We start from the raw sequence: 26,080 nt of genomic DNA on the forward strand, positions 1-26,080 counted from the left end.
CGGGCGGATCAGCCCAGGAGTGCGCGCAGGTCCTCCACCGTCCGGCCCTCGAGGGTCGGCCAGAGCACACGATCGGCGCCCTCGGCGAGCGCCACCTGGTGCGGAACCCCGACGGCCGCTGCACCCGAGGCGACGGCGGCGGCGAGACCCGTCGGGGAGTCCTCGACGGCCGCGCAGTCCTCGATCGCGACTGCGAGGCGGCGGGCGGCGAGCAGGTAGGGCTCGGGATCCGGCTTCCCATGGACGACGTCGTCGCCCGTGACGATCTCGGCGAAGGAGACCACCTCGGCCAGCGCCTCGGCGACGATCGAGGCGAGTCGCCACGACGAGGTGGTCACGATCGCCTGCGGGATCCCCGCGGCCGTGACGGAGCGGAGGAGTTCGCGCGCTCCGGGTCGCCACGCGATGCCCGCGCGTAGGGCGGCCGCGACGTCGCCCTCGAGCGCGTCCTCGATCGCGGCGTCGTCGAGGGCCACCCCCGCCGCGCGGAGGGCGACGGCGGTCTGCTCCAGGGTCGATCCGACGAGCGCGAGCGCGTCGGCGTCGCTCCAGACTCCGCCGGAGCGCTCGACCAGGGCGTACTGGGCGGCGATCCAGGCGGGCTCGGAGTCGACGAGGGTGCCGTCCATGTCCCAGAGGACGGCGGCGAGCTCCCGACTCACTGCGCGGCCTCCCCGCGGGAGCGGCGCGTACTCAGCACGGGGGAGAGGACGACCGCCAGGACCGCCGCGAGCGGGACGACGGCCAGGCCGGCGCGCAGGCCCGCGCTGTCGGCGATCAATCCGACGAGCGGCGGCGACAGGAGGAAGCCGAGCCGCATGAGCCACGAGACGAGAGTCACTCCGGTGCCGGCGCGCAGCCCCGGGATCTCATCGGCCTCGTGCATCGCGGCGGGGACGGTCGTCGCGAGACCGAAGCCGGCGGCGGCGAAGCCGAGGATCGTGCCGGGGACCGAGGGGAGCAGGAGAGCGAGACCCATCCCGATCCCGGCGATCGCTCCTCCGGTGCGCACCACGGCCCGCTGACCGAAGCGGTCGACCAGGCGGTCTCCCTGGATCCGGCCGACGAACTGGGCGCCGACGAGGGCCACGAAGCCGTACGCGGCGACCGGGGCGCTCGCTCCGAGATCGGCGGACAGGTAGAGGGCCGCCCAGGTCGATCCCGCGTCCTCGACGAGCGTGCCCGCTATCGCCACGCCGACCAGCGCGGCGAGGACGAGGGCGACCCGCGCGCCGACGCGGGCCCGCGGAGTGCGGTCGCCGGCCACGGGATCCGGTCGGGCCTCGTCGTCGCGGCCCGGCAGGCAGAACCGCAGCGCGGCCAGCGCCACGATCGCGAAGAAGGTCCCGGAGAGCACGAGGTGGAGGGAGCGGGGCACGCCGAGCGCGAGGGCGCCGGCCGCCATCGAACCGCCGAGCACCGCTCCGATCGACCACACCGCGTGGAAGGAGTTGATGATGGAGCGGCCGTAGCGGCGCTGGACCCGCAGTCCATGGGTGTTCTGCGCCACGTCGGTGATCGCATCGGTCGCACCGGCCAGGAGGAGCGCTGCGGCGAAGGCGAGCAGGGTCGGTGAGAAGCCGGCGACCATCGTGCCGATCGCGGTCAGGACGGTGCCGGCCACGGCCGCGCGGCCGCTCCCGAAGCGCCGGATCACGGAGGCGGAGGCGAGGCCGGCGAGGACCGCACCGGTCGGGAAGGCGGCGATCGCGACTCCGTACGCCGCGTTGTCGAGCAGGAGGTCGGACTTGATCTCGGGGAGGCGCGGCACGAGGTTGGCGAACAGCGCGCCGTTGGTGAGGAACAGGGCGGCGACGGCACCGCGGGCGCGGCGGGCCTCCCTGGTCGGAGGAGCGGAGTCGGGAGCAGGCATGCGTACGAACGTACACGTCATGTGTACGATCGTGCACATGGAGTGCTTCGCAGAAGACGATCGGACGGACCGGCGAACGCCTGCCGGCTCTCCGCGTGCGGTCGGCGACCCGGAGGCCGACCGGTGACCGGGGAGGACCGGGTGCGCGCGGTCCGGCGCACCGACCCGCACCGGCGCGATCGGATCATCGACGCCTGCCTCGACGTGATCGCGGAGGTCGGCGTCTCCGGGACGTCCCACCGGCGCGTGGCCGCGGCCGCCGATGTCCCGCTCGGCTCGATGACCTACCACTTCGCCGGGATGGACGAGCTGCTGCACGCCGCGTTCGCGCGCTTCTCCGACTCGGTGGCGGCGCAGGCGCAGCGCCGGATGGACGGCGCCTCGACGCGGGACGAGGCGCGGCAGGCACTGGTCGACCTGGTCGTGCACGACGTCTTCGGCAGCCAGCGCGAACTCGTGCTGACGCACGAGCTGTACACGCTCGCCTCCCGGCAGCCCGAGTTCCGCGCTCTGACCCACCGCTGGATGGCACGGACCCGCGCGGCGCTCGAGCAGCACTTCGATCCCGCGACCGCGCGGATGCTCGACGCGCTGATGGAGGGGCTGACGATCCACCGGGCGCTCGACGACGAACCGGCGGACGACGCCCTGGTGGCGGAGGCGGTGCGGCGCCTCCTCGCCTGACGCCGTCAGGGACGCCGCTGAGCTTCCCTTCGGCGCGGGGCACGTCGGTGACGCTGGTCGATCCCCTCCGTCGTCCTCAGCACGGCTCCTCCGATCCTGCGGCACCGGAGTAGCATCGGCCCGTTCCCGCCGACGAGAGGACCGCCATGACCCCGAGCGACGAGATCGACGCGCTGATCGCCCGCACCCCCGACTGGCGCGGGGAGGTGCTCGCGGAGCTGCGCCGAGTCGTCCTCGCCGCCGAGCCCGGCATCGTCGAGGAGTGGAAGTGGATGGGATCGCCCGTGTGGGAGCTCGACGGGATCCTCTGCGTCGGCGACGTCTTTAAGGCCAAGGTCAAGCTCGGCTTCCTCTACGGGGCCTCGCTGCCCGATCCGCACGGGATCTTCAACGGCGAGCTGGGCGGCAACCAGCGCCGCTCGGTCGAGTTCGGCGAGGGCGACACGGTCGACGCGGAGGCGCTCGCCGAGCTCGTCCGCGAAGCCGTGGCGCTCAACCGGCGGAAGGTCGCCGAGCGCGCGGCCGCGAAGGTCGCGAAGCGGGAGGCTGCCAAGGCCGCCCGGGCGGCCGCGAAGGGCTGATCCGGCCGCGCACGTTCGGTCGCCGCCGAGCCCGGATCAGGCTCTGGCGGCCTTCACGTAGGCGACGAGCGCGTTCGCGTGCCCGTGACCGAGGCCGTGCTCCGACTTCAGCCACGCCACGACCTGCATGTGGGGCTCGGAGTCGAGGCGCTCGTCGACGAGATCGAGCCACTCCTGCACCGGTCGACCGTAGGTCTTCTCGATGCTCGGGAAGTAGGAGGCGGGGCCCTTCGGCTTCGAGCCGTCGGCGGGCGGTTCCGGAGCGAGAACGCGGTCGGTCATGGCGACACCCTAGCCAGCGCCCGCCCGCGGCACGAGTGCCCGCGCGAGGGGGCACCGCTCCGTAGGCTCGGAGCGTGACGGTGGAGCGGACGGACGTGCTCGTGGTCGGCGGCGGGCCCGTCGGGGTGTTCCTCGGCGCGCTGCTCGCGCAGGCGGGCGTCGGCGTGCAGGTGTGGGAGAAGCGGGCGTCGGTGCCCGCGGGATCCCGCGCGATCGGCATCCATCCGCCGTCCCTCGACGCATTCGAGGTGATCGGAGCGGCGGGGCCCGTCCTCGCGGAGGCGGCGCTCGTGACGCACGGCGTCGCGCGCAGCCGGGGCCGCGATCTGGGCGTGCTGTCGTTCGCTCGCGCGTCGCGGACGCATCCCTACGTCGCGACCCTCGATCAGCACCGGACGGAGACGATCCTCCGCGGCCGGCTGGAGGCCCTCGACCCGACGGCCCTGCGGACGGGGATCGAGGTGACCGGCCTGCACCGTCGCGGGACGCAGGTCGAGGTGACGGGCACCGGCTGGCACGGCGAGGCGATCGAGCTGCATGCCTCCTTCGTCGTCGGGGCGGACGGCGCCCGGAGCGCTGTGCGGGAGCTGCTCGGCATCGGCGTCTCCGGCCGCGACTACTCCGATCGCTACGTGATGGGCGACTTCGCCGACCCCGAGGTGGCCTCGCTGGCCTCCTCCGCTCTCGTCGACGTCGGTCCGGAGGGCGTCGTGGAGTCCTTCCCCCTGCCCGGCGGTCGGCGGCGCTACGTCGCGCTCAGCGGACCGGAGGCCTCGCTCGGCGCCCCCGCCTGGCGCCCCGACGCGGCTCCGGACACGGCGGCGGCGGCCGCGCTCGCCGCGGTCGTCCGCGCGCGCACGGGAGCACCCGTCGACGCGGCTACCTGCACGATGGTCAGCGGCTTCCGGGTCCGCCGGCGCGAGGCGGGCCTCGTCGGGATGGGGCGCGTGGTGCTCGTCGGCGACGCTGCGCACGAGATCAGCCCGATCGGCGGCCAGGGGATGAACCTGGGCTGGCTCGATGCGGCGGAACTCGCTCCGCTCCTGGTGCACGGCGTCCGCTCGGGAACGGCCGGCCCGTGGTCCGCCTTCGCCCGTCGACGGATGCGCGTGGCGCGCCGGGCCGCCCGACAGGCCGAGCTGAACATGGCGCTGGGCCGGCCGCTGGGAGCCGTCGCCCATCGAGGTCGCACGGCCCTCCTGCGCACGCTGCTCGCGCTGCCGACGTCCGACCTCCTGGCGCGCGTCTACGCGATGCGCTGGTCCTGATCCGGGTCAGGCCACGAGACGGGCGCCCGAGAGCCCCAGCTCGACGACGAGCACGAGCGACGCCGCGATCACCAGGCGGAAGAGCAGGCGCGTCGGGGGTCCGGTCAGCACGAGGCGGATCCCGACGGCGGCGAGCGCGATCACGGCGAGGGCCCCGGCGACGGCCAGCGCGATGCCCGGCACGCGCACCGCCTCCGCACCCCCGATCTGACCGAGGAGCACCAGGAGCGCGGCGACGACGAGGGAGCCGAAGGCGACGACGCCCGAGAACCGGAGTCCCAGTCGGTGCGGGAACCCGCGGACGCCGGTGGCCTCGTCGTCGACCAGGTCCGGCAGCACGTTGGTGCAGTGGATCGCGACGCCGAACACGGCTCCGGTCGCGATCGCCCAGACGGCCGGGAGGGGACCGCCGCCGGCCGCGACGGCGACGACGGGGAGGAGGCCGAACGCGACGACGAAGGGGAGCACCGAGACGGCGGTGCGCTTGAGTCCGGCGTCGTACGCCCAGCCGGCCGCGACCAGCACGATGTGGGCGACCGCCGAGACCGGACCGAGCAGGAGCGAGAGCACGACCGAGACGGCGGCGGTGACGATCGCGGCGGTCCGCACGGCGCGGACGCTGATCGCTCCGACGGCCACCGGCTTGTCGGTGCGCCCGACCGCGCGGTCGCGGTCGACGTCGATCCAGTCGTTGGCGAGCCCGATCGAGAGCTGCCCCGCGAGCACGGCCAGCGCGACGAGCACCACGACGGGGAGGGGACGGCCCGCCGCGGCGGCGAGCACCGTGGCGAGGACCGTGACGGTGACGGTGGGCCCGGGGTGCGACGAGGCCAGGAGGAGGCGCACCCGGGACGTCATCGTCCCAGCCTACGGGCCGCTCCCGTCGATCAGCCGACCGTGACCGCCGCGCTGGAAGGCTTGCGCCCGTGCCGCATCCAGACGAAGAACCCGACCAGCGTGAACGCTCCGTAGACGACGTACATGAGGCCGGAGGCGTAGTACCCGGCCGAGAAGAGCAGGGGCACGCCCACGACATCGACGGCGACCCAGATCAGCCAGAACTCGACCCATCCCTTCGCCATGCCATAGGTCGCGAGCAGCGATCCGGTGAAGATCCACGCGTCGCTCCACACCGGCTCGTAGGAGCCGAGGGCGCGGAACAGCGGAGTGAGCACCGCGGTGCCGCCGACCATCCCGAGCACCAGGAGCGCGCGGGTCCGCCAGGACGCCCACCGCGGCTCGATCACGGTCGGCGACGACTCCGGGCGGTGGGTCCACCGGTACCAGCCGTAGACGCTCACGATCATGAACATGACCTGCCGTCCGGCCTGTCCGAGCAGGTTCACGGGGTTGGGAGTGCCGAAGAGGGCGCCCATGAAGACCGTGAAAAGCAGGGCGTTGCCGACGAGCCCGACCGGCCAGGCCCAGACCTTCCGCCGCATGCCGCCCAGAGCGCTCGCGAGCCCGAAGACGTTGCCGATGACCTCGCGCCAGAGCAGCCTCTGGTCGCCCAGGACGATCTGCGCATCGAACAGCCAGTGCACGAGCTCCACGTGATCCTCCTCAGCCCCCTCGTGCAGCAACGGAGGAGGGCCGCGCATTCCCGAGGTCAGAACAGCGAGTACACCACGTCGAAGCAGACCGCCGCGGCCGCCGTGACCGCGAGTGACGCGAGCACGACCAGCGGGCCGGGCCTGCGACGCAGGACGGCGAGCAGGAGGAACCCGACGCCGAGCACGATCTCGAGCCACCAGTAGACCGGGCTCGTGGTGTCGGCGACGGCGCCCAGCGCCCAGATCCCCTCGCCGATCAGCACCCCCGAGAGCGGAGCGACGGCCGGCACCCGCCAGGCGGTCGTGCCGTGCAGAGTGAGCGCCGCGGCGGCTCCGAGGATCGGGCCGGCGGGGACGGCGAGCAGCCAGAACGGATCGGAGAACGGCGGCGACCAGCCGAAGCCGCGCCAGCCGGTGACCAGGTCGTAGCCCTCGAGCATCGCGAGGAACGAGACGAGGCCGACGACCGCGCCGGGCACGGGACGCACCCGCGTGAGCCGCACGAGGGCGAACACCAGCATCGACCAGCCACCGGACGAGTTGGCGAACGAGTTCAGCGCGGGCGGGAGGACGGTCTGCAGGAGGCTCGTCGCCCCTCCCAGCAGCAGTCCGCCGACGAGGGCGAGGGCGAGGGCGGACAGCAGGGAGGATCGCGAGGCGGAGGGCACGCTCCGATCCTGTCGGGGCGCGCGGCCGAGCGGATCGGGGAGAACCCTGATTCCACACCGGCCCGTGCCGGGACGGGCTCAGTCGGCCCGCACCGAGACGTTCTCGCCGAGCGGCGTCCAGTCCTCGAAGGAGGAGTCCTCCGGCCCGCCGCCGTCGGGATGGAGCTGCACCGTCCAGGCGCCCGGACCCGACGACACGGTCCCTCCGCCCGTCGTGCAGGCGCTGCTCGACTGAGCGCCGGCGTCGACGATCACGCACTGATCGCCGCGTTCGACGGAGGAGCCGAGGTACACCTCCAGGCCCTCGACCGAGCCCGCGTAGCGCGCCGACTCCGGATCGATCCCGTCGGTGACGACTCCGAGATCCGGCAGTACATCGGCGTCGGTGCGCTCGCGACCGAAGTCCGAGAACGCGATCGGTCCCGCGCATCCCGAGAGCAGCGGCAGCGCCGCGAGCACGACCGCGAGCGCGGCGATCCGTCGTCCGTCCCTCGTCCTGCTCCGCGCCATCGAGGCCCCCTTCGCGCTGCGGTCCGCCCACCCTAGCGGGGGGAGCGCTGTGCGCGGCCCCGAGGGCTCAGGCCGAGCTCTCCCGCACGATCAGGCGCGGCGCGGCCATGTGCTCCTCGGCCGCCGTGGTCCCGCCCGCGATGCGGTAGACGAGCCGCTCGACCGCGGTGCGCGCCATGAACGCGTGGTCGGGATCGACCGTGGTCAGCCTCGGCACCGTGTACTCGCCCTCGAGGATCGCGTCGAAGGCGGCGACCCTGACCTGTCCCGGCACCGGGATACCCCGATCGGCGAGACCACGGAGGACCCCGATCCCGACTGTGTCGGTGATGCAGAACACCCCGTCGAAGGGGACGCCGCGGTCGACGAAGTCGCGGATGCCGCGGGATCCGCCCGCCATCGTGAACTCGCCGACCTCGATGTGCAGGGCAGGATCGACCGCGAGTCCGGCCTCCCCGTGCGCGCGACGGTAGCCCTCGAGACGCAGACTCGACACGTCGACCTCGTCGGGTGCGGGATCGTCGACCATCACGATCCGGCGGCAGCCCTTCTCTATCAGGTGGGCGACGGCCATCCGGGCTCCGTCCACGTTCGCCATGGCCACGTGATCGACCGGCCCCTCGAAGATCCGCTCGCCGAGGATCACGAGTGGATGATCGACGCGCAGCAGCTCGGTGTCGGCCGCGCCGAGCCCGACTGTGCTCAGGATGATGCCGTCGTACAGCCGCTTCCGGGAGGACGCGAGCGCTCCGAGCTCGTTCTCGCGCTGGGCGCCGGTCTGCTCGATCACGACGCGGAGGTCGTGCTTCTCGGCGGCGGCGATGATCTCGGCGGCGAGGCGCCCGTAGTACGGCCGGTCGATCTCGGGCACCGCGAGTCCGATGGTGCCGGTGCGTCCCGTCCGCAGGTTCCGCGCGGCGACGTTGACCCGGTAGTCGAGCCGCGTGATCACGTCGAGCACCTTCTCGCGCGTGGTCTCGCGGACGTGCGGGTGGTCGTTCAGCACGTGCGACACGGTCATCGCCGAGACCCCGGCCTCTTTCGCCACGTCGTGGATCGTCACCATGACGCACCTCCTCCCCTCGAGCTTCCCACGGGTGCAGGCCCGATCCCGGCACGGGAGCGGAGTCGTGCCGCTTCGTCGTCGGTGAGCGCGAGGAGCGACCCGTGGCGCGCGTCGTCGGGTAGACACGCGCCACGGACCGGTTCGAACCCTCCCTTCCCGGGTCGGGCGGAGGAGAAGACGCGGTACCCGCGCAGGCCGAACTCGTCGATCAGCAGCCAGGTCGCGGCCCCGTCGGCGGAGCGGATGACCGCGGGACCTTCTCCGCGGGCGAGCTCGGGGCGGCCGATCCCCGTCCGCACGGTCTCGAAGCGGCCGTCGAGGGACGCTCCGCGCGCGAGCGTGATCGAGGTCGCGTCGGCTCCCACCGGCGTCTCGACAGTGAAGCGGAGCCACTCGTCGCCGTCGGGGAGGAACGTCGCGTCGATGACGTCGCGACCGGTGTCCAGGGCGGCCCTCGCGGGGGAGAAGCGCACGAAGTCCTCCGTCTCGACGACGAGGATCCTCTGGTGGACGGCGGTGCCGCGATCCTGCCCGGGCGGGAAGAGCGCGCTCGAGAAGAAGACCTGCCAGCAGCCGTGCTCCTCGTTCCGGTACGCCTTCGGCGCCCACGCGTTGCCCGCCTCCTCCGGAGCGACGGCTCGCAGTTGGGGATCGCCCCAGTCGACGAGATCCGACGACTCCCACACCAGGATCGACCGGCTGCCGTGCCGCACCGCCCGGTGCCAGTCGTCGTCCTCCGTGCGCAGGTCCGTGGCGAGCAGCACGACCCGTCCCGAGGCGGTGTCCCGCACGAGGAACGGGTCCCGGGCGCCGCGCTCGCCCACGTTCGAGCACAGCGGCCCGCCCGGCAGTGCGTGGAAGACGAGCGGAGTCGCGTCCGCGCTCACGGCGAACCGCACGGCCTCCCCACCGGGCCCCGGGAGGAAGTAGGCGAGGAGGTACCCGGTCACCCCTTCACGCTGCCGGACACCAGACCGCCCACGATGTGCTTCTGCATCAGGACGAAGAAGACCACCATCGGCAGCAGCACGACGACGCTCAGCGTGAGGAACGCGGGCCAATTCACTCCGAACTGCCCGACCGCCTTGTACACCTGCAGCACGAGCGTCTGCTTCTCGGACGAGCTGATGAAGACGTTCGGGGTGATGAAGTCGTTCCAGACCCACATCGTCTGGAAGACGCCCACGGTGATGAGGATCGGCCGGATCAGGGGGAGCACGATGCGCCAGTAGATCTGCCACGGACCCGCCCCGTCGATCCGCGCGGCCTCGAAGATCTCGAGCGGGAGCGACTTCATGTACCCCTGGATCAGGAAGTAGCAGAAGATCGACCCCGCGGCGTAGAGCAGGATCAGCCCCTCCAGGCTGTCGACCAGACCGGCGCTCGCCAGGAGGCGGTAGAGCGGGATCAGCGTCGCCTGACCGGGCACCAGGAACGCGATGATCAGCACGACCGACACGATCCGGGTGAGGAGCGTGGTGCGCAGCAGCATCGCGTAGGCCGCCATCGAGCCCACGAGGAGCATGAGCGCCACCGACACGACCGTGACGTAGAACGTGTTCGCGAAGGCTCCGACGATCGGGACGGAGGCGAACACGTCGGCGTAGTTGCGGAAGTCGAGGCGGGTCGGCAGGGCGAACGGAGCGTTCGACACCTCCTGCTGCGTCTTCAGCGTGCTGACGACGATGTAGTAGAAGGGTGCGCCGACCAGCGCGGCCAGCGCGATCATGCCGATGCTGGTCAGGGCGCCCGCCACTCCGCGACGGCGCTGAGCGCGCGTCCGTCGCGGGCGTCGGCGAAGGACGGGGGGATCGGCGACCGGCGGTGCCGGGGGCAGGGAGACCGCGGTGGTGGTCATGAGGTCCTCTCCTCGAATCGGCGCGAGATGAGCAGCTGCACGGCGACGATCGAGCCGACGACGAGCAGGAACACGACGGCGAGGGCCGAGGCCTTGCCGAACTGCGCCTGGCCGACTCCGTTCTGGATGATCGACTGCGTGATCGTGTAGGTCGAGAACCCAGGACCGCCCTTGGTCAGGGTGAAGGGCAGGTCGTAGACCTTCAGCCCGCCCGTCATGAGGAGCAGCGTGCTGACCGTCACCGCGGGGGCGAGCAGGGGGAGGGTGATCGAGAAGAAGCGCCGCACGGCCGACGCTCCGTCGATGCGGGCGACCTCGTAGTAGTCCTCGGGGATCGACTGCAGATAGGCGAGATAGAGGATCGCGTGCCAGCCGGTGCTCGACCAGACGCCCACGACGATGACCGAGAGCTGGGCGAGGGTGCCGTTCGAGAGCCACGGCACCGGACCGAGCCCAGCGACGGTCTCGAGCACCCGGTTGATGGCTCCGGAGCCCAGCGGCGACAGGATCAGGCCCCAGACGAGGCCGAGGATCGCGATGCTGGGGATGGCCGGGAAGAAGAGGACGGCCCGGACCGCTCCGCGACCGACGAAGGGGCGGTTGAGGACGAGGGCCAGAGGGATCGCCAGCGCAGTGACGAGGACCGTGGTCCCGAGGCTGTAGGTCAGCGTGAAGAGGAGCCCGGCCAGCATCGCCGGGTCGCGGACGATGCTGGCGTAGTTCGCGAGTCCGACGAACTCGGAGTCGACGGAGTAGCCGTCGAAGTCGGTCAGGCTGAAGTAGAACGACTGGGCGAGCGGCACGGCGAAGAGCAGGACGAAGACGAGCACGATCGGCACGAGGAACAGGCTCGTGCTGATGGTCTCGCGACGCCGGAGCGGATCGATGCGGGCGCGCCGGACAAGGGCGGCTCCGCGGTGCGGTGCGGTGAGGGCAGACATGGTTCTCCGTTCCCGGAGGGCCGGCCCGGCCGGAGCCGGGCCGAGCCCTCAGCCCTGCGACTCGAGTCGCGCCTGCAGCGCCGCCGAGACGTCCTCGGGGGAGGCCTGCCCCTGCACGAGCAGCTGGATCTGAGCGACCGCCTCGGTGCTCAGAGCGTCCTGCTCGCGCGGCCAGGCGATCGAGGGGAGGTAGAAGCGCCCCTCCTGCAGTCCGGCGAGGTTCGGCTCGAGCGCCGGGTCGACGACCGGCGTGTAGTTGGCGGTCGTCGTCAGCGCGGAGGTGCCCTCCTGATAGATCCGGACGCCCTCCTCGCTGCCGAGGAAGCTCAGGAACGCCTCGGCCTCGGCCTCGTGGTCGGTCTTCGCGTTGATCGCGAAGCCCGGGGATGCGGCTCCGGCCCAGAACCCGGCTCCGTCGAGAGTGGGGAAGGGAGCGAACTCGACGTCGAGATCCGGGGCCTTCTCGCGGACAGCGGGCAGGTTCCACGGTCCGGCAGCGATCATCGCGACGCGTCCGTTCGCGAACTCGTCCACGATCTGGTCGCCGGTCAGGCTGACGACGTCCTGGCTCATCAGCCCGCTGGTGAGCAGCTCGCTCCAGGCGGCGAGCGGCTCGTCCCAAAGGTCGCCGAACTCGGCGCTCCCGTCGAAGATCGCCTCGTCGACCTCGCCGCCCTGCTCGGCGTCGACCGAGCCGACCATCGCCGACAGGCCCATCGGGATCTGCGTGGCGGCGTCGTAGTACGGCACGACTCCGGTGTCCTTGACGCTCGACAGTGCGTCGAGGAAGCCGTCCCAGTCGGTCGGCACCTCCGTGACGCCCGCCGCCTCCAGAAGTGCCCGGTTGTAGAGGATCCCGCCGGCCCAGGAGGAGGTCGACATGCCGTACGCCTTGCCGTCACTGCTGTACGTCTCGGTGTTGTACGGCGACATCTCGGCCATGAACGGCTCGTCGGTCAGGTCTTTCACGAAGCCGCCGTCGATGAGGTTCGTCTTGTTCTCGGCGGCGATCAGGAACACGTCCGCCGCGTTGTTCCCCGCGAGGCGGGTCTGCAGGGTCGAGACGTACTCGGCGACCGGAGGCGCGTTCGAGAACTCGACCGAGATGTCCGGGTTCGCTGCTTCGAAGGCCTCGATGACCGGCGTCATCGTCGCCTCGTTGTCCCAGGAGAAGAAGCTGAGCTCGGTCTTCCCGGAGTCGGCGCCGGCGGAGCCGCAGGCGGTCAGGGAGAAGGCGCTCGCCGCGGCGACGGCGAGGGCGGCCGTGCGGAGGGCGACGGTGTGGGGGCGATGCGACATTGCATTCCTCGTTCTGTGAAGGGTGGGTGGGATCAGGAGAGGGGGAGTCGGAGGTGGGCGTGCCGGGGGACCACGGGCACGAGCCGGTCGCCGTCGTGGTGGAGCAGGTCGAAGACGATCTCGCGGTGCACCCCGTCTCCGCCCGGCACGGCGAAGCGGTGGTAGGCGATGACCCAGTCGTCCGTGCCGGGGACGCGGCAGATCGAGTGGTGACCGGTCGCGAGGATGCCCTCGGCGGTGTTCTTCTCGAGCAGGACGCCGCCGTCGGTCCACGGGCCGAACAGACTGCTGCCGACCGCCCAGCGCACGCGGTAGTCCTCCTCCCTGGTGTCGTTCTCGGACCAGGTCAGGAAGTAGGAGTCGCCGCGCCGGTGCAGGTGCGCCGCCTCCCGGAACCCGGTCGGCACCCAGGAGTGCACCGCGTCCTCGTGGAACGACATCAGGTCGTCGCCGAGGCGCACCAGGTGGGCGACGGAGTTGCCCCAGAGCAGGTAGACCGCCCCGTCGTCGTCGACGAACACCGACGGATCGATGGCGGTGCCGGGGAAGCGGCCTGCGGGCACGAGGGGGGTGCCGAGGTCGGCGTAGGGGCCCGCGGCATCGGAGGCGCGGGCCACTCCGATGCTGTTGCCCGCCGTGAAGTAGAGGTAGTGGGTGCCGTCCCGCTCGAGAGCGGCGGGCGCCCAGGCGAAGGAGTCGGCCCAGGCGACGTCGCGACCGAGGCGCAGGATCTCGCCCTCGTCCGTCCAGTCGACCAGGTCGGGGGAGGAGTAGCACCGGAAGGCCCGGCTGCCCCAGTCGTGGATGCCGTCGGTCGTCGGGAAGAGGTGCCATCTGCCGCCGGAGACGACGAGCGACGGATCGGCGAGGAAGCGCTCCAGAGGCGAGGGGGAGGGTGCCCTCGTGTCGGTGTCGTGCATCGCACTCCTTCGTGCTCGCGTTCCTGTATCGATACAGGTCCGGCCATGTATCGATAAAGTACGTCGCGGCCGAAGCCGTGTCAAAAGAGCGGAGGAGTGACTCCTCGCCCGGGGCGCCTGCTGCGGCGTCAGGTCACGCCGCGCCGGCGATGCCCCCGACCACCAGGCCCGCACCACCGAGCGCCGCGACGACGAGGGTGACCCGTCGCACCGCTGCGGCCGACACCCGGGGCGCGACGAGCATCGCCAGGATCGTCCCGAGGGCGAGTCCGGCCAGCGCCCAGCCCAGTCCCGACAGATCAGCCGGGGACGGGCCGAGCACCAGCAGCGTCAGCAGGTTGAGGGGGAGCGCGAACGCCTGGAGGGTCGCGCTCGCGACGACGGGTGTCCAGCGGCGCTGGGCGGCGAAGAGGGCGACGGGCGGACCGCCGGCGCCCGCCAGCACGGTGAAGACTCCGCTGAGCGCCCCGGCGAGGACCGCGCCCCGCGCGCCGTCGAGGAACGGGAGTGCACGTCCGCCTACCACGAGCGCCGTCGCGAGCAGGATCACCACTCCCGCGACGACGGCGAGGGCCGCGGGCCGGACGGCGTCCAGCAGGAGTGCCGCCGGCACGACCAGCAGTGCCGCGGGCACGAGGAGGCGCAGTGCCTCCGCCGGACGCACGTGCCGGAACGACCGGACGAGGACGACCGCGTTGAGGACGATCGACAGTGCCAGCACAGTGCGGACGCCGCGGTCGTGGCCGAGCGCGAGCACGAGCAGGGGAGAGGTGACCAGCGCGAATCCGACTCCCGACAGCACCTGGCACACCGCGCCGACGGCGACCACGAGCAGGACGAGCGCGCTCAGCGCCGCCACGGACGGCTCCCTCTCCGGATCCGAACGGCGGCAGGAGCGACGTGGGTGATCAACGGCTCGCGTCCTGCGCGCGAGGTCGGCGGAGGCGCAGGGCGGTCCGGACGACGATCACCGCGACGATCACGAGCCAGACCCAGAGGTTCGCCGGAGCTCCGAGAAGAGACCGGTGCGCCGTCTCGCACCGCGACGCCGACGGCTCGACGGCGTCGTAGCAGGTGGAGACGGTCGAGAGCGGCGCGAGGACGAGGGTCGCCAGGAGCACGAGACCGATGCCGGTCAGGAGGATCAGCGGTCGCGACATGTCCCGATCCGATCAGATCGCGTGGGCGCAGGAGGCGCGACTCGCCCGGAGCGCACGAAGGCCCGCCGATCGGTGACCGGCGGGCCTTCGCAGGAAGGGTGGCGCGGCCCGCCCTACCTGACCTTCTTGATCGGGAAGATGACCAGCGCTCCGATGATCGCGGCGACCGCGCAGACGGAGAACCAGAGTGCGTAGTTGTTGCCCGACGGGTCGCTGACGTAGACGAGGATGCCGCCGATGAGCGGCGCGATCGTCTGGGGGAGGGCGTTGGCGATGTTGAAGACGCCGAGGTCCTTGCCCGAGTTCTCGGGGTCGGGGAGGACGTCCACGACGAGGGCGAGGTCGACGCCGACGTAGATGCCGTAGGCGATGCCGAGCAGCGCCTCGAGGATGTAGAAGGTGGGGACGTCCTGCACGAAGATCAGCGCGAAGGTCCCGATCGCGAACAGCGCGGTGGAGCTCCAGACGAAGACCTTGCGCCGCCCGATCCGGTCCGACAGCCAGCCGGCGAAGTAGCTGGCTCCGACCAGGGTGGCGGTGTAGATGAGCACGCTCGTCGTGATGACGCCGGGGATGTCCTCGGCGTCGACGCCGATGTGGTTGAGGAGGTAGAAGAAGCGGAACGTCGTGAAGCCGAAGCTCGCGAAGGTGATGAGGAAGCGGGACCACCAGGCGAGCGCGTAGTCGGGGTTCTTGCGCGGGCTGACCCAGAAGGTCTCGGCCCAGTCGCGGAGGGTCGCACGCGGCGGAGCGGCGGGCAGGCGGCGGTCGGGGAGGACGACGGCGAAGACGACCATGACGATGATGGCGAGGACCGAGGGGCCGACGAAGAGGATGAGGAGCTGGTCCTGGAACGCCTGTGCGACGTAGGTGCCGCCGAGGACGCCGACGTTCTGCGCGATGCCGAGGGCCGCGGTGATCTTGCCGCGCTGGAACTTGGGCACCTGGTCGGCGATCGTCGCGATGAAGGGGGCGAGCGTCATGTTGGCGCCGAGCTGGGCGAGCGACCAGCCGACCGTGGCGAGGAGGAGGCTGGGCGCCAGCGCCATGATCACGAAGGCGACGGTCATGATGACCGTGCCGGCGACGATCCAGACGCGTCGGCGGCCGAAGCGGCTCGTCGTGCGGTCCGAGAGACGACCGAAGACGACGTTCGCGATCGTGGCGAACAGGGCACCGAATCCGCCCAGCACCGCTGCGGCTCCGGTCGCACCGTTCGCGTCGATGACGCCCGCGTCGACGAACGACTGGATCTTGATCCCGATGCCGACGATCGCCGGCCCCAGCAGGGCGATGAAGAACACCAGCTGCGCCGCGAGCAGCCAGAAGATGTAGCTCCCCTTGGCGGGCTCGGTCGGCTCCGGGAAGCCCTGGTCGCGCCTGACCGTCGCGGTCGCCGTCGTCATTCCGGACGGCATACCCGCCGCGGATCCACTCGCAGTTGTCATCTCTGAGTCCTCTCACCGTTGAGTCGACGGGTCTCCACAGCCTCTGCCGAAAACCGAACGTCGTTTGGGAACTGAGTATGCACGGGGCGGATCGACGCCGCAAGAGATCGGACGCAGAAAATCCGACCGATGTATGGTTTTCACGTCGTGGCAGGGACGCCCGACGGATCGGAGCAGAACCACGGCCCCGGCCGCCCGCCGCGACCCCGCCGATGGCGTGCCCGCCGCGTGAGGACACGCCGGTGAGCACCCGGGGGCCGCGCGTCGGGGAGACTGTCGGAATGGCAGCAGAGCGCAGCATCCGCCACGGGCGGCTCCGGCGACGGTCGGGACGGCGGACCGCGGTGGTCGCGGTGGCGGCGGGACTGGCCGTCCTCGGCGTCAGCGCGACCTCGCTGGTGGCCATCGCGGCCGCGAGCATCAGTCGCAACGTCACCGGCAACGCCGTCGACCTCGGCGTCGAGGCCGACGGCACCGGAGGCCTGCAGCTCGGCGCGATCGAGGGCGGCTTCAGCGTCCTGATCGTCGGCACCGACAACGACGCCGCGCAGGGCGAGCAGTTCGGCGTCCGCGACGCCACGCTCAACGACGTCAACATCCTCCTGCACGTCTCGGAGGACCACGACAGCGCGACGGTGATCAGCTTCCCGCGCGACCTGATCCTCGACCGCCCCGAGTGCACCGACCCCGAGACGGGAGTCGTCTCACCGGCCGAGACCGCCGCCTCGCTCAACCGTGCGTTCGGCGCCGGGGGACTGGCCTGCGTCAACGACACCCTGCAGGCCTTCACCGGCCTCTCCGTGCCCTATGCCGGCTGGGTCTCGTTCAACGGGGTCATCGAGATGAGCAACGCGGTCGGGGGAGTGCCGATCTGCCTCGCCGGTCCGATCCGGGACACCGACTCCGGGCTCGACCTGCCCGCCGGCGTGTCGACCGTCTCCGGAGAGACGGCGCTCGCGTTCCTGCGCACCCGCAAGGGCGTCGGCGACGGCAGCGATCTGGGGCGCATCTCCTCCCAGCAGCAGTACCTCGCCTCGCTGATGCGCACCGTCCGCTCGGCCGACACGCTCTCGAACCCGCCCGTGCTCTACGGGCTCGCCCAGGCGGCCTCGTCGAACCTGCACCTCTCGACGACGATGACGAACCCGAGCACGATGATCTCCCTCGCGCTCGCCCTCAAGGACATCGACCTCGAGCGGATGGTGTTCGTGCAGTACCCCGCGCTCGACGACCCGGACTACCCGGGGAAGGTCGTCCCGGATCCGGTGCTCGGCGCCGAGCTGATGGCACGGGTCCTGGCGGACGAGCCCGTCGTGCTCGCCCCCGCGCCGGGAGACCCGGTCGAGCCCGCGCCGCCCGCCGTCGAGCCCACGGCCGGCGCACAGGAGCCTGCTCCGCCGCAGGAGCCCGCGGCGGTCGCCGCTCCGGGCCAGACGGCCGCGGAGGAGACCTGCGCAGTCCCGTCCGGCTGAGCACGGGGCCTCCGATCCGAGGCCTCGGGGATCGTCAGCGCGCGTCGAGCCGCTGCGCCACGTCGGCCGGGAACCCGCCCGTCGAGACGGGGCTCCAGCGCGTCGGAGTGACGCGCAGGAGGGACTTGTCCTGCAGTGCCATCGCCGCGCGGTACTCGTCCCAGTCGGGGTGCTCGCCCGCGATGCAGCGGTAGTAGTCGACCAGTCCGTCCGCGGCCTCGGGCATGCGGAGGACCTCGCCGTCGCCGTCGACCTGGATCCAGGCACCGTCCCACTCGTCGGACAGCACCAGCACCGACACGGCGGACCGGCGTTCGACGTTCCGGGTCTTCGCGCGGCCCGGATACGTGGAGACGACGATCCGGCCCTCCTCGTCGACCCCGCCGGAGACCGGCGACATCTGCGGCCTGCCGTCGCCCCGGGTGGTCGCGACGATCATCCGGTGCCGGGGCCGCACGAAGGCGAGCATCCCGGCACGGTCGACGGCGGTGTTCGTGGAGATCGTCCTGGCCATGCCTCCACGCTAGGCCACCGATGTGATGCGGCTCGCGGTGCGGAGTCAGCCGCCGCGGCGCCCGGACAGGAGCGCGTGGAGCAGCGGCACGATCGACACGATCATGAGCGCGGATCCGAGACCGCCGTCGTCGCTCCGCACCACCGCGCCCGCGATGAGCAGCCCTGCGAACAGGACGGCCGACACCACCCGGCGCACGGTCGCGTCGAGCCGGTTCAGCCGACGCTCGACGCTCGGCACCGTCACCGCGAGAGTGCCGTCCTCGAGGGTCGAGGCGAGCGACTCCAACCGGCGGGGGAGCCGCCAGAGCAGACCGAGGTTCTCGACCGCCTGCCTGCCCAGATCCTGCGCCACGTTGCCGCGCTCCTCCCGGATCAGCCGCTGCGCGTACGGCTCGACCGAGTCCCACAGGTTGAAGGACGGATCGAGCGCACTGCAGACGCCGGAGGTGAGCGACATGGCCCGGATGATCAGCAGGAAGTTCTCGGGCAGCTGGAACGGCAGCGAGCGGACGACGTCGCCGAACTGCTCGGCGAACTGGCGGAACTCGCGCGGGTCGACCTCGCGCAGCTCGGCGAAGCCCATCCCGCCGAAGCGCGCGAACAGCTGCGTCATCGCCTTCTCGAGCTCGCGGGAGTCGGCGGAGGGCAGCAGAACGCCGAGGTCGCGCGCCGCATCGACGAGGCCCTTGCCGTCGCGCGAGGCGGCCGCGATGAGCATCGTGCGCAGCCCCGCCCGAGTCGTCGGCGGGACCTCGCCCATCATCCCGAAGTCGATGAAGGTGAGCCGCCAGGGCAGCTCGGCGCCGGGGGTCGGAGTGACGAACACGTTCCCCGGGTGCGGATCCGCATGGAACCAGCCGGTCGTGAACAACTGGTCGAACATCACCGCGGCGAACACCGGAGCGACGTCGCGCGGGTCGATGCCGGCGGCGCGCAGCCCGTCGGCGTCGGTGATCTTGATCGCGGTGACGTCCTGCAGGGTGAGGACCTTGCGGGTCGAGCGCTCCCAGACGACGTCCGGCACGCCGATCCGCGGGTCGCCGGCGAAGTCCGCGGCGAAGCGGACGGAGTTGGCGGCCTCCTGCAGGTAGTCGATCTCCTCGAGGCTGGTCGCGGCGAACTCCTCGACGAGCGCGGGGGCGTCGACGCGGTCGGAGACGAGGCGGACGTGGGTGAGCCAGCGCCCGACCCGGCGGAGCGCGGCGAGGTCGACGTCGACGATCGCGTCGATCCCGGGTCGCTGCACCTTCAGGATCGCGGTGGTGTGACCGGTGTCGGCCGAGTCGAGCGGCGACAGGAGCGCCCGATGGGCCTGGCCGAGCGACGCCGCCGCCACGGGCGACTCGTCGACTCCGGCATACGCGCGCTCCAGTGACATGCCGAGCTCGGCCTCGGCGAGGGCGCGGATGCGGGGGAAGGGGACGGGCGGGACCTCGTCCTGCAGTCCCTCGAGCTCCCGCGTGATCTCGGGCGGCAGGACGTCCAGGCGCGACGACATGAACTGCCCGACCTTGATCATCAGACCGCCCAGCTCGACCGCGAGCACGTGGAAGCTGCGAGCGAACCGCCGCATCCGGTGCGGTCGCGTGCGCAGGGCGATCACGTTCAGCCCCAGCCGGGGGAGGACCAGATCGAACCACCAGGTCACCGCGAGGTGCCAGGCGGCGAAGCGCAGGATGCGGCGGTAGCGCCGCCGCTCACTGCTCGCTCGGCGGCCCGGGTCCCCAGGACCCGGGCTGTCCGACGGCACCCGGGTCAGTCCTGCGCGAGGATCGCGTACAGGCGGCGGCGCACGTCCTCGAGTTCGGTGACGGCCTGGCGGATCTGGGCGGGGGTGCCCGAGCGCTGCACCTGCGCGGCGGCCTGCGCCAGCGCGATGCCCGCCTTGGGCAGGGCGCCGGCCTCGACGCCGTCGGTCTCGGCGAAGGGGGAGGAGGTTCCGGACGCGGCGACCTGGGCGTGGCCCGCCTCCGTGAGGGAGTAGGTCTTGCGGCCGTTCGACTCGTCGGCCGAGATCAGTCCCTCGTCGGCGAGGAGCTGGAGGGTGGGGTAGACGGAGCCGGGGCTCGGCTTCCAGCTGCCTCCGCTGCGCTCCTCGATCTCGTGGATGATCTGGTAGCCGTGCATGGGCTGCTCCGCGAGGAGCGCCAGGACGGCGGCGCGGACGTCGCCGCGTCCGACCCGGGTGCCGACCCGCTTCTCGAAGCCGGCGCGCGCCTGCTCCATCGCCTGCCAGATGCTGTCGATCGGGTTGCCGGCGCCGAACGCACCGGTCGAGGAAGAGCTGTTCATGATGACCTCCGTTTCTCCGAACGATACTCAGCGACATGTACGCCGACTGTGAGCGACATGATCGGTGCGCAGTCCGACGCGGGGCTCGGAGGGAGTCCCGGGCGACGTCGGATCAGAGGGTGCCGCTCTCCGGGACCGGTCGGCGGACCGTGAACTCGAGCGCGAGCTTCGGCGCGGTGCGGGTGTCGTAGACGACGGTCAGGTAGCGCTTCCCGATGCGGGCCCCGAAGGCCGTGAGGAACGGCGCCGCCTCGAGGAGCCGGCCGCGGTGGGGCTCCCGATCGACCGTCACGCAGGTCGTCTCGAGGAGGTCGGAGTGGTGCAGTCGGCCGGCCGACGTCTTCCTGGGGGAGCGGACCGGGACGTGCCGGGGATCGCGGGCGCGGAGGACGTCGTTCGCATGGGCGGCGAGGCGCGTCTCGAGTGCGTCCTTGCGGTCGCCCGGCCCGGCCTTCGCCGTGCGGACCGCGTCCCACAGGGTCGGATAGCGGATCTGCCGGATCTGCTCGACCATCCAGAGCGGCAGGCTCGACGACTCGGCCCTCTCGATGGCGGCGACCTGCTGCGGAGTGAGGTCGACGAAGTTCGACGGATGCGACCGGTTCAACGGATGCCGGTAGTACGTGTACGAGAGGGAGACGCCGTCGACCCTGGCTCGATCGCTGAGGGTCGCCGCCGCGAGCTCGGAGAGGTGCGGCTGGGCGGCGAACCCGAAGACGGGCCCGTCGAGGGACCGCAGGGTCGCCTCCACCCCGGACGGCTCCAGCGGATCTCGGGTCGTCACGGTGGCGGTCGTCATGGATGGGCTGCTCCTGGAGGCGTCGGCTGCGGCGGAGAACGGTGCGCCGAACCCTCAGCGGAAGGACCACGTCCCTCCGAACGACTATCTTTATCGTAAAGTTACTTTACGACGAAGGTTTCCGGGCCACAAGTGCCCGACGGATCGCGAACGGTCGGGGCAGCTGTCCGTCGACCGGAACCGCGCGGACGGCGTCCACCCGACGTCTGACGTCAGCGGGCAGCGGACCGAGTGCTCGCCTCTCGCTGCGTTCGACTTCAGGGAAGCCGCTGCGTCCGGCTCCGCCGGTAGCCCGGCATGGTGATCAGCCATCGCGCGAAGCCGTACCGCTCCATCAGGTACGCCAGCGCCGCGGGCAGCAGGACCCCCGCCGCAGTGCCGGCGATGATGTGGACGGGGAGGGAATCGACGCCGGCCCGGTCGAGAAGCGCCCGCGTCAGGCTGAGCGGGATCCCGTGGGCGACGTAGATGGTGAGGCTCCATGAACCGAACTTCTGCAGCACTCGGCCGGCTCGGGTGGTGTCGACTGCGCGGCCGAGCGCGATGAGCATGACGACCCCCGGCACGGACGCCAGGACGAACGGCACGGACAAGTCGTCCGCCAGCACGCCCGTGGGGTAGAGGAGGAAGACGACCACGGTGAACACGGCAGCCGCACCCGCAGCGACGACGGCCGCGATGCGCCGGGAGAGAGACGTGGCACGAACCAGCTGTCGGGACGCCAGGACGCCGAGCAGCATGTAGAGAGTGAACGGGTGCACTTCGAGGAGCGGCGGCCATCCGTCGATGTCGGAGAGCAGGACGAGGCCACCGACGAGCGCCGCCGCCACCGCACCCCACCAGGCGAAGCGGTGGAGCAGCGCGTAGGCGCCGCCGACCACGGCGAATGCGAGGAAGAGTGCCGGCAGATACCAGGCCCGCGGATCCCACACCAGACCGACGAGCACGTCCGTGGGGCTCAGGTCTTCGCCGACTCCCACTTGGAGCGCGCCCAGTTCGACAGCTCCGCGCAGCAACGCCCACACCGCATAGGGGTAGAGCAGGAACTGCGCCTTGTCGGCGACCCAGCCGCCGTACGAGAAGCGCTTCATCGTGTGGATCAGGAAGACGCCCGCGAGGAGGAAGAACAACGGCATGCGGAACGTGTGGAAGACGTCGTTCGCGACCTGGTAGGCCTCGGGCAGATCGCGCCCGGTGGCCTCCAGCCCGACGATCGAATGGCCGCACACCATGCCGATGATCGCGAAGCCGCGGGCGACGTCGAACGCGGTCACCCGCGTTCGCGTGACGGCGGGAGCAGAGGCGTTCGCACTCATCAGATGGTCTTCCTTCGGGACGTGGGCATCGGACCGCGAGCCCGACCCCGTGTCCTCGGTGTGGAGCAGGGCGGCCGACGTCATCGGCGTGGGGCAAGGCGACCGGCGGCGCCACGAGGCGACGCCGGATGCTCAGACACTAAAGCATTCAGCTAATCCCAATGTTTCGCGGCGGTGTCGGTTTCAGTGGAAAGCGGAGGCGAACAGGGGTTCTCCTGCCCACGGTGGTTCTGACGGGGTGGTCTCCCATGACGTCACTGCTGGAAGAGCTCAGGAGGCGCCGGTCGAGGAGACGAGCGGTCCCGAGTCGGAATGACATAATGTGCATTATCGGATATTGCACGAAAGGCGCCCGGCGCCGGTTTCCCGTGCCGACGGATCGTCGCCGACCCAGCGCCGGCGGCGGCTACGCGCCGACGAAGTCCGTGATGTCGCCCACCAGGCGCGTGTTCTCCGCCGGGATCGGCTCGACGGCCGCCAGAGCGACCTCGGCGGCGAACTCTCCGACGTTGTAGAGCTTGCCGGCCGACTCGCGGCGCGAGCTGATCGCTCCGGGGTTCGAGCGCTCGAGCAGCGTCGCCGTGATGGTGCCCTCGATCATGTCGCCCGACACCACGACGAACTCGATGCCGCGCTCGGCGAGCTCGGGGATGCGGTCGCGCAGGGCGTCCTCACCCGCGCGCTTGGACAGCGCGACGGGCTCGTACTCGGGCATCGTCGGCGTCGAGCGGATGAAGTGGGCCTGGTGGCTCGTCACGAAGACGATGCGCGAGCCCTCGCCGAGCAGCGGCAGCGCCGCCTCGAGGGTCGCCACCTGCGAGTCGCGGTTGAGGACCATCGCATAGTCCTCGCCCATGTTGCTCTCCATGCCGCCGGACGCGTTCAGGACCAGCACGTCCAGTCCCCCGAGCTCGTCCTGGATGCGGGCGAAGAGGTCGGTGCGCGACTGCGCGTCGGTGAGGTCCGCTCCGACCGCGAAGGCCGAGCCGCCCGCGGCGACGATCTGGTCGACGAGCTTGTTCGCCCGCGGCGCCTTGGAGCGGTAATTGACGACCACACGGGCGCCCGCCTCGGCGAAGTAGCGGATCGTGTCGGCGCCGATGCCGCGGGAGGAGCCGGTGACGAGGACGCGCTTGCCGTCGAGCGAGCCGGGAGCGAGGGGGTTGGACACGAGGAGATCCTCCAGGACGCCGATGCGAAGACCGGGGCGGGCACGATGACGGGCCGGGGCCCCGACAGGCGATCCTACCGAAACCGTCCGCCCCGCGCCCCTCGACCCGGCCGCCGACCCTCCCAGCCCGCTTCCGGGGGGCCTTGTTACGGTGGAACCGCTCATCCGGGGAAGGAGCAACCAGCATGGACGCTGTCCTCCAGTACGCGTGGATCCTCTGGCTCGCGCTGATCCTGATCTTCGTGATCGTCGAGATGATCACTCTCGAGTTCACGTTCCTGATGCTCGCCGTCGGCAGCATCGGCGGACTCCTGACCGGTTTCGTCGGAGCGCCCTTCTGGGTGCAGGTCCCGGTCGCCGCGGTCCTCGCGGTGCTGCTGCTGCTGACCGTCCGTCCGCCCCTGCTCCGCCTGCTCCGACGCGGCGGTGATCCGGCTCCGATCGGCGCCGACGCCCTGCTCGGACTCGCGGGCAGCGTCGTGATCGCGGGCGACGGCCCCGGTCAGGTCAAGCTGGCCAACGGCGAGACCTGGACGGCACGCCTGTCGCCGCTCGTCGAATCACGTCCACTCGGTCTCGGCGAACGTGTCGTCGTCACCGCCATCGACGGCGCGACCGCTGTCGTCGTCCCCGCCGAAAGGAGCTCCTCGTGACCACCTCCGCACTCGTGACGACCATCGTCGTCGCGGTGATCGTCGTCTTCGCCCTGGTCGTCCTGTTCAAATCCATCAGGATCGTCCCGCAGGCCACCGCGGGGGTCGTCGAGCGGCTCGGCAAGTACCACCGCACGCTGCTGCCGGGCCTCAATCTCGTCATCCCCTTCATCGACCGGGTGCGCCCCTCGGTCGATCTGCGCGAGCAGGTCGTCTCGTTCCCGCCCCAGCCGGTGATCACCGAGGACAACCTCGTCGTCTCGATCGACACGGTCGTCTACTTCCAGGTCACCGACGCCCGCGCGGCCACCTACGAGATCGCCAACTACCTCGGCGCCGTCGAGCAGCTCACGACGACCACACTCCGCAACGTGGTCGGTGGCCTGAACCTCGAGGAGGCGCTCACCTCCCGCGACAACATCAACGGACAGCTGCGCATCGTCCTCGACGAAGCCACCACCAAGTGGGGCATCCGTGTCGGCCGCGTCGAGCTCAAGGCGATCGACCCACCCGCCTCCATCCAGGACTCGATGGAGAAGCAGATGCGCGCCGAGCGAGACCGCCGCGCCGTCATCCTCACTGCCGAGGGCACCAAGCAGTCGCAGATCCTGAACGCGGAGGGGCACCGCCAGGCGGCCATCCTCGCTGCGGAGGGAGACGCGAAGGCCGCTATCCTGCGCGCCGAAGGCGAGGCGAAGGCCATCACGACGGTGTTCGAGGCGATCCACCAGGGCCGTCCGGACAAGGAGCTGCTCGCGTACCAGTACCTGCAGACGCTTCCCAAGCTCGCCGACGGCAGCGCCAACAAGCTCTGGATCGTGCCGAGCGAGCTGACCGAGGCGCTGAAGGGCATCGGTGCCGCGTTCGGCCCGAAGGGCCAGGACCCCGAGCGTCCGCAGGACACCGCAGTCACTCCCCCGGCACCGCGCTTCTAGGGTCCGCGCACCGTGAGCGACAGGCGGCCGCCGTTCCTCCGGGGACGGCGGCCGCGCGTCATCGCCCACCGCGGCTTCGGGCCGGGCCGGATCGGCAACACCCTGGGTGCGTTCGAGCGGGCACTGGAAGCCGGCGCGGACCTGCTCGAGACCGACGTCCGAGCCTCTCTCGACGGAGTCGCCGTCCTCGTCCACGACGAGGTCGTCCGCGATGCCGGCGGTCGGCCCCACCGGATCGGCGCCGAGCGCTGGGAGGATCTCGCGCGTCTCGTCCTCCCCGGCGGAGAGGCGCTGCTGAGCCTCGAGGACGCACTGCGGCTGCTGCCCGACGCCCTCCTGAACATCGACGTGAAGGCCCGCGCCGCGGTGGTCCCCACTGCACGTGCCGTCGACCGGCAGGGTGCGGGCGACCGCGTGCTGATCACCTCCTTCTCGGAGTCCCGCCGCGCCTCGACCGTGCGACTGCTCCCCGGAGTGGCCACATCCGCGTCCGCCCCCCGCTTCCTAGCGGCATTGCTCGGAGCGCACCTCCGGCTTCCCGCACTGGTGCGCCTCGCGCTGCACGGGATGGACGCGCTCCAGGTCCCGGAGTCGGCGCTCGGCCTGCGCGTCACCACTCCCCCGATCCTTGCGCGCCTGCGGGTCACCGGGGCCGAGATCCATCTGTGGACCATCAACGACGCGCAGCGGATGACCCGGCTGCTCGCCCTGGACGTCGACGGACTCGTCACCGACCGGACGGACCTCGCGCGCCGCGCCGTCGATGATCGGAAATCCCCTCTCACCTGAGGGTTCTCTGGCAAAGGAGACGACCG

Annotated in this window: 29 protein-coding genes; 7 read left to right on the top strand and 22 right to left on the bottom strand. The window is 71.4% G+C overall.

Annotated features, from left to right (window positions below; genetic code table 11):
- Positions 1–8: 8 nt before the first annotated feature.
- Complete coding sequence (locus C1I63_RS14095) at positions 9–662, bottom strand: HAD family hydrolase (RefSeq protein WP_244907092.1); 654 nt, start codon at positions 660–662, stop codon at positions 9–11.
- Positions 659–1,873, bottom strand: a complete 1,215-nt coding sequence (locus C1I63_RS14100) for an MFS transporter (RefSeq protein WP_211315627.1) — start codon at positions 1,871–1,873, stop codon at positions 659–661. The genes C1I63_RS14095 and C1I63_RS14100 overlap by 4 nt, the downstream gene beginning before the upstream one ends.
- Before the next feature lie 123 nt (positions 1,874–1,996).
- On the opposite strand from C1I63_RS14100, the gene C1I63_RS14105 reads away from it, so the two are divergent.
- Both C1I63_RS14105 and C1I63_RS14110 read left to right on the top strand, forming a co-directional pair.
- Positions 1,997–2,557, top strand: a complete 561-nt coding sequence (locus C1I63_RS14105) for a TetR/AcrR family transcriptional regulator (RefSeq protein ID WP_230670643.1) — start codon at positions 1,997–1,999, stop codon at positions 2,555–2,557.
- Between the two features lie 146 nt (positions 2,558–2,703).
- The gene (locus tag C1I63_RS14110) at positions 2,704–3,138 is read left to right on the top strand and encodes a DUF1801 domain-containing protein (protein ID WP_107575185.1); all 435 of its coding nucleotides are present in this window, start codon (positions 2,704–2,706) and stop codon (positions 3,136–3,138) included.
- Positions 3,139–3,174: 36 nt separating this feature from the next.
- Here the strand turns inward: C1I63_RS14110 and C1I63_RS14115 are convergent, their stop codons facing one another.
- Positions 3,175–3,420 (bottom strand): DUF4287 domain-containing protein, encoded by a 246-nt coding sequence (locus C1I63_RS14115; RefSeq protein WP_055792197.1) that lies wholly within the window; start codon positions 3,418–3,420, stop codon positions 3,175–3,177.
- Between the two features lie 74 nt (positions 3,421–3,494).
- Between C1I63_RS14115 and C1I63_RS14120 the strand changes: the two genes are divergently transcribed.
- The gene (locus C1I63_RS14120; protein WP_244907094.1) at positions 3,495–4,688 is read left to right on the top strand and encodes an FAD-dependent oxidoreductase; all 1,194 of its coding nucleotides are present in this window, start codon (positions 3,495–3,497) and stop codon (positions 4,686–4,688) included.
- A gap of 6 nt (positions 4,689–4,694) precedes the next feature.
- Here the strand turns inward: C1I63_RS14120 and C1I63_RS14125 are convergent, their stop codons facing one another.
- The 13 genes from C1I63_RS14125 to C1I63_RS14185 all read right to left on the bottom strand — a co-directional run bounded on the left by C1I63_RS14125 (position 4,695) and on the right by C1I63_RS14185 (position 16,069).
- Positions 4,695–5,546, bottom strand: coding sequence for a UbiA family prenyltransferase (locus C1I63_RS14125; protein WP_107575187.1), 852 nt, complete (start codon positions 5,544–5,546; stop codon positions 4,695–4,697).
- A 29-nt stretch (positions 5,547–5,575) separates the two neighbouring features.
- Positions 5,576–6,241 carry a nicotinamide riboside transporter PnuC gene (gene pnuC / locus C1I63_RS14130; RefSeq protein WP_107575188.1) on the bottom strand — a complete coding sequence of 222 codons (666 nt, stop codon included), beginning with the start codon at positions 6,239–6,241 and terminating at the stop codon, positions 5,576–5,578.
- 56 nt (positions 6,242–6,297) lie between these two features.
- Positions 6,298–6,909, bottom strand: coding sequence for a DUF6518 family protein (locus tag C1I63_RS14135; protein ID WP_055792185.1), 612 nt, complete (start codon positions 6,907–6,909; stop codon positions 6,298–6,300).
- A 78-nt stretch (positions 6,910–6,987) separates the two neighbouring features.
- Complete coding sequence (locus C1I63_RS14140; protein WP_107575189.1) at positions 6,988–7,419, bottom strand: hypothetical protein; 432 nt, start codon at positions 7,417–7,419, stop codon at positions 6,988–6,990.
- A gap of 67 nt (positions 7,420–7,486) precedes the next feature.
- A complete protein-coding gene (locus C1I63_RS14145) occupies positions 7,487–8,485 on the bottom strand; it encodes a LacI family DNA-binding transcriptional regulator (protein ID WP_107575190.1) in 999 nt (332 codons plus the stop codon).
- On the bottom strand, positions 8,479–9,435 hold the full coding sequence (locus tag C1I63_RS14150) for a glycoside hydrolase family 43 protein (protein WP_107575191.1): 957 nt from the start codon (positions 9,433–9,435) through the stop codon (positions 8,479–8,481). The genes C1I63_RS14145 and C1I63_RS14150 overlap by 7 nt, the downstream gene beginning before the upstream one ends.
- Positions 9,432–10,343: a carbohydrate ABC transporter permease gene (locus tag C1I63_RS14155; RefSeq protein WP_082485318.1), complete on the bottom strand. Its 912-nt coding sequence runs from the start codon at positions 10,341–10,343 to the stop codon at positions 9,432–9,434. The genes C1I63_RS14150 and C1I63_RS14155 overlap by 4 nt, the downstream gene beginning before the upstream one ends.
- Positions 10,340–11,284: a carbohydrate ABC transporter permease gene (locus tag C1I63_RS14160; protein WP_107575192.1), complete on the bottom strand. Its 945-nt coding sequence runs from the start codon at positions 11,282–11,284 to the stop codon at positions 10,340–10,342. Before C1I63_RS14160 ends, C1I63_RS14155 begins: the two co-directional genes overlap by 4 nt.
- A gap of 48 nt (positions 11,285–11,332) precedes the next feature.
- Positions 11,333–12,583: an ABC transporter substrate-binding protein gene (locus tag C1I63_RS14165; RefSeq protein WP_107575193.1), complete on the bottom strand. Its 1,251-nt coding sequence runs from the start codon at positions 12,581–12,583 to the stop codon at positions 11,333–11,335.
- A gap of 32 nt (positions 12,584–12,615) precedes the next feature.
- Positions 12,616–13,503 carry a family 43 glycosylhydrolase gene (locus C1I63_RS14170; RefSeq protein ID WP_107575194.1) on the bottom strand — a complete coding sequence of 296 codons (888 nt, stop codon included), beginning with the start codon at positions 13,501–13,503 and terminating at the stop codon, positions 12,616–12,618.
- Positions 13,504–13,636: 133 nt separating this feature from the next.
- A complete protein-coding gene (locus C1I63_RS14175) occupies positions 13,637–14,362 on the bottom strand; it encodes a TSUP family transporter (RefSeq protein ID WP_107575195.1) in 726 nt (241 codons plus the stop codon).
- Positions 14,363–14,411: 49 nt separating this feature from the next.
- The gene (locus tag C1I63_RS14180; RefSeq protein ID WP_055792166.1) at positions 14,412–14,663 is read right to left on the bottom strand and encodes a hypothetical protein; all 252 of its coding nucleotides are present in this window, start codon (positions 14,661–14,663) and stop codon (positions 14,412–14,414) included.
- Between the two features lie 113 nt (positions 14,664–14,776).
- Positions 14,777–16,069, bottom strand: coding sequence for an MFS transporter (locus tag C1I63_RS14185; protein ID WP_235577248.1), 1,293 nt, complete (start codon positions 16,067–16,069; stop codon positions 14,777–14,779).
- A gap of 323 nt (positions 16,070–16,392) precedes the next feature.
- On the opposite strand from C1I63_RS14185, the gene C1I63_RS14190 reads away from it, so the two are divergent.
- Positions 16,393–17,583, top strand: a complete 1,191-nt coding sequence (locus tag C1I63_RS14190) for an LCP family protein (RefSeq protein WP_107575197.1) — start codon at positions 16,393–16,395, stop codon at positions 17,581–17,583.
- 34 nt (positions 17,584–17,617) lie between these two features.
- Here C1I63_RS14190 and C1I63_RS14195 read toward each other — a convergent pair whose 3' ends face one another.
- From C1I63_RS14195 to C1I63_RS14220, 6 genes are all read right to left on the bottom strand, one after another.
- Complete coding sequence (locus C1I63_RS14195) at positions 17,618–18,097, bottom strand: PPOX class F420-dependent oxidoreductase (protein WP_107575198.1); 480 nt, start codon at positions 18,095–18,097, stop codon at positions 17,618–17,620.
- 45 nt (positions 18,098–18,142) lie between these two features.
- A complete protein-coding gene (locus C1I63_RS14200; protein ID WP_082481507.1) occupies positions 18,143–19,858 on the bottom strand; it encodes an ABC1 kinase family protein in 1,716 nt (571 codons plus the stop codon).
- The gene (locus C1I63_RS14205; RefSeq protein WP_055792151.1) at positions 19,855–20,391 is read right to left on the bottom strand and encodes a PadR family transcriptional regulator; all 537 of its coding nucleotides are present in this window, start codon (positions 20,389–20,391) and stop codon (positions 19,855–19,857) included. The genes C1I63_RS14200 and C1I63_RS14205 overlap by 4 nt, the downstream gene beginning before the upstream one ends.
- Before the next feature lie 112 nt (positions 20,392–20,503).
- Complete coding sequence (locus C1I63_RS14210) at positions 20,504–21,190, bottom strand: hypothetical protein (protein WP_107575199.1); 687 nt, start codon at positions 21,188–21,190, stop codon at positions 20,504–20,506.
- Between the two features lie 257 nt (positions 21,191–21,447).
- The gene (locus C1I63_RS14215) at positions 21,448–22,506 is read right to left on the bottom strand and encodes an acyltransferase family protein (RefSeq protein ID WP_170116391.1); all 1,059 of its coding nucleotides are present in this window, start codon (positions 22,504–22,506) and stop codon (positions 21,448–21,450) included.
- 406 nt (positions 22,507–22,912) lie between these two features.
- Positions 22,913–23,677 (bottom strand): SDR family oxidoreductase, encoded by a 765-nt coding sequence (locus C1I63_RS14220; protein ID WP_055792146.1) that lies wholly within the window; start codon positions 23,675–23,677, stop codon positions 22,913–22,915.
- Between the two features lie 185 nt (positions 23,678–23,862).
- Here C1I63_RS14220 and C1I63_RS14225 point away from each other — a divergent pair, with 185 nt between their 5' ends.
- The 3 genes from C1I63_RS14225 to C1I63_RS14235 are packed head-to-tail and all read left to right on the top strand — an operon-like array spanning position 23,863 to position 26,054.
- Positions 23,863–24,330 carry an NfeD family protein gene (locus C1I63_RS14225; protein ID WP_107575201.1) on the top strand — a complete coding sequence of 156 codons (468 nt, stop codon included), beginning with the start codon at positions 23,863–23,865 and terminating at the stop codon, positions 24,328–24,330.
- Positions 24,327–25,265, top strand: coding sequence for an SPFH domain-containing protein (locus tag C1I63_RS14230; RefSeq protein WP_055792140.1), 939 nt, complete (start codon positions 24,327–24,329; stop codon positions 25,263–25,265). The genes C1I63_RS14225 and C1I63_RS14230 overlap by 4 nt, the downstream gene beginning before the upstream one ends.
- A gap of 12 nt (positions 25,266–25,277) precedes the next feature.
- On the top strand, positions 25,278–26,054 hold the full coding sequence (locus tag C1I63_RS14235; protein WP_107575202.1) for a glycerophosphodiester phosphodiesterase family protein: 777 nt from the start codon (positions 25,278–25,280) through the stop codon (positions 26,052–26,054).
- Positions 26,055–26,080: the final 26 nt, after the last annotated feature.

Origin of the sequence: Rathayibacter caricis DSM 15933 (assembly GCF_003044275.1) — a bacterium.
GTDB lineage: Bacteria > Actinomycetota > Actinomycetes > Actinomycetales > Microbacteriaceae > Rathayibacter > Rathayibacter caricis.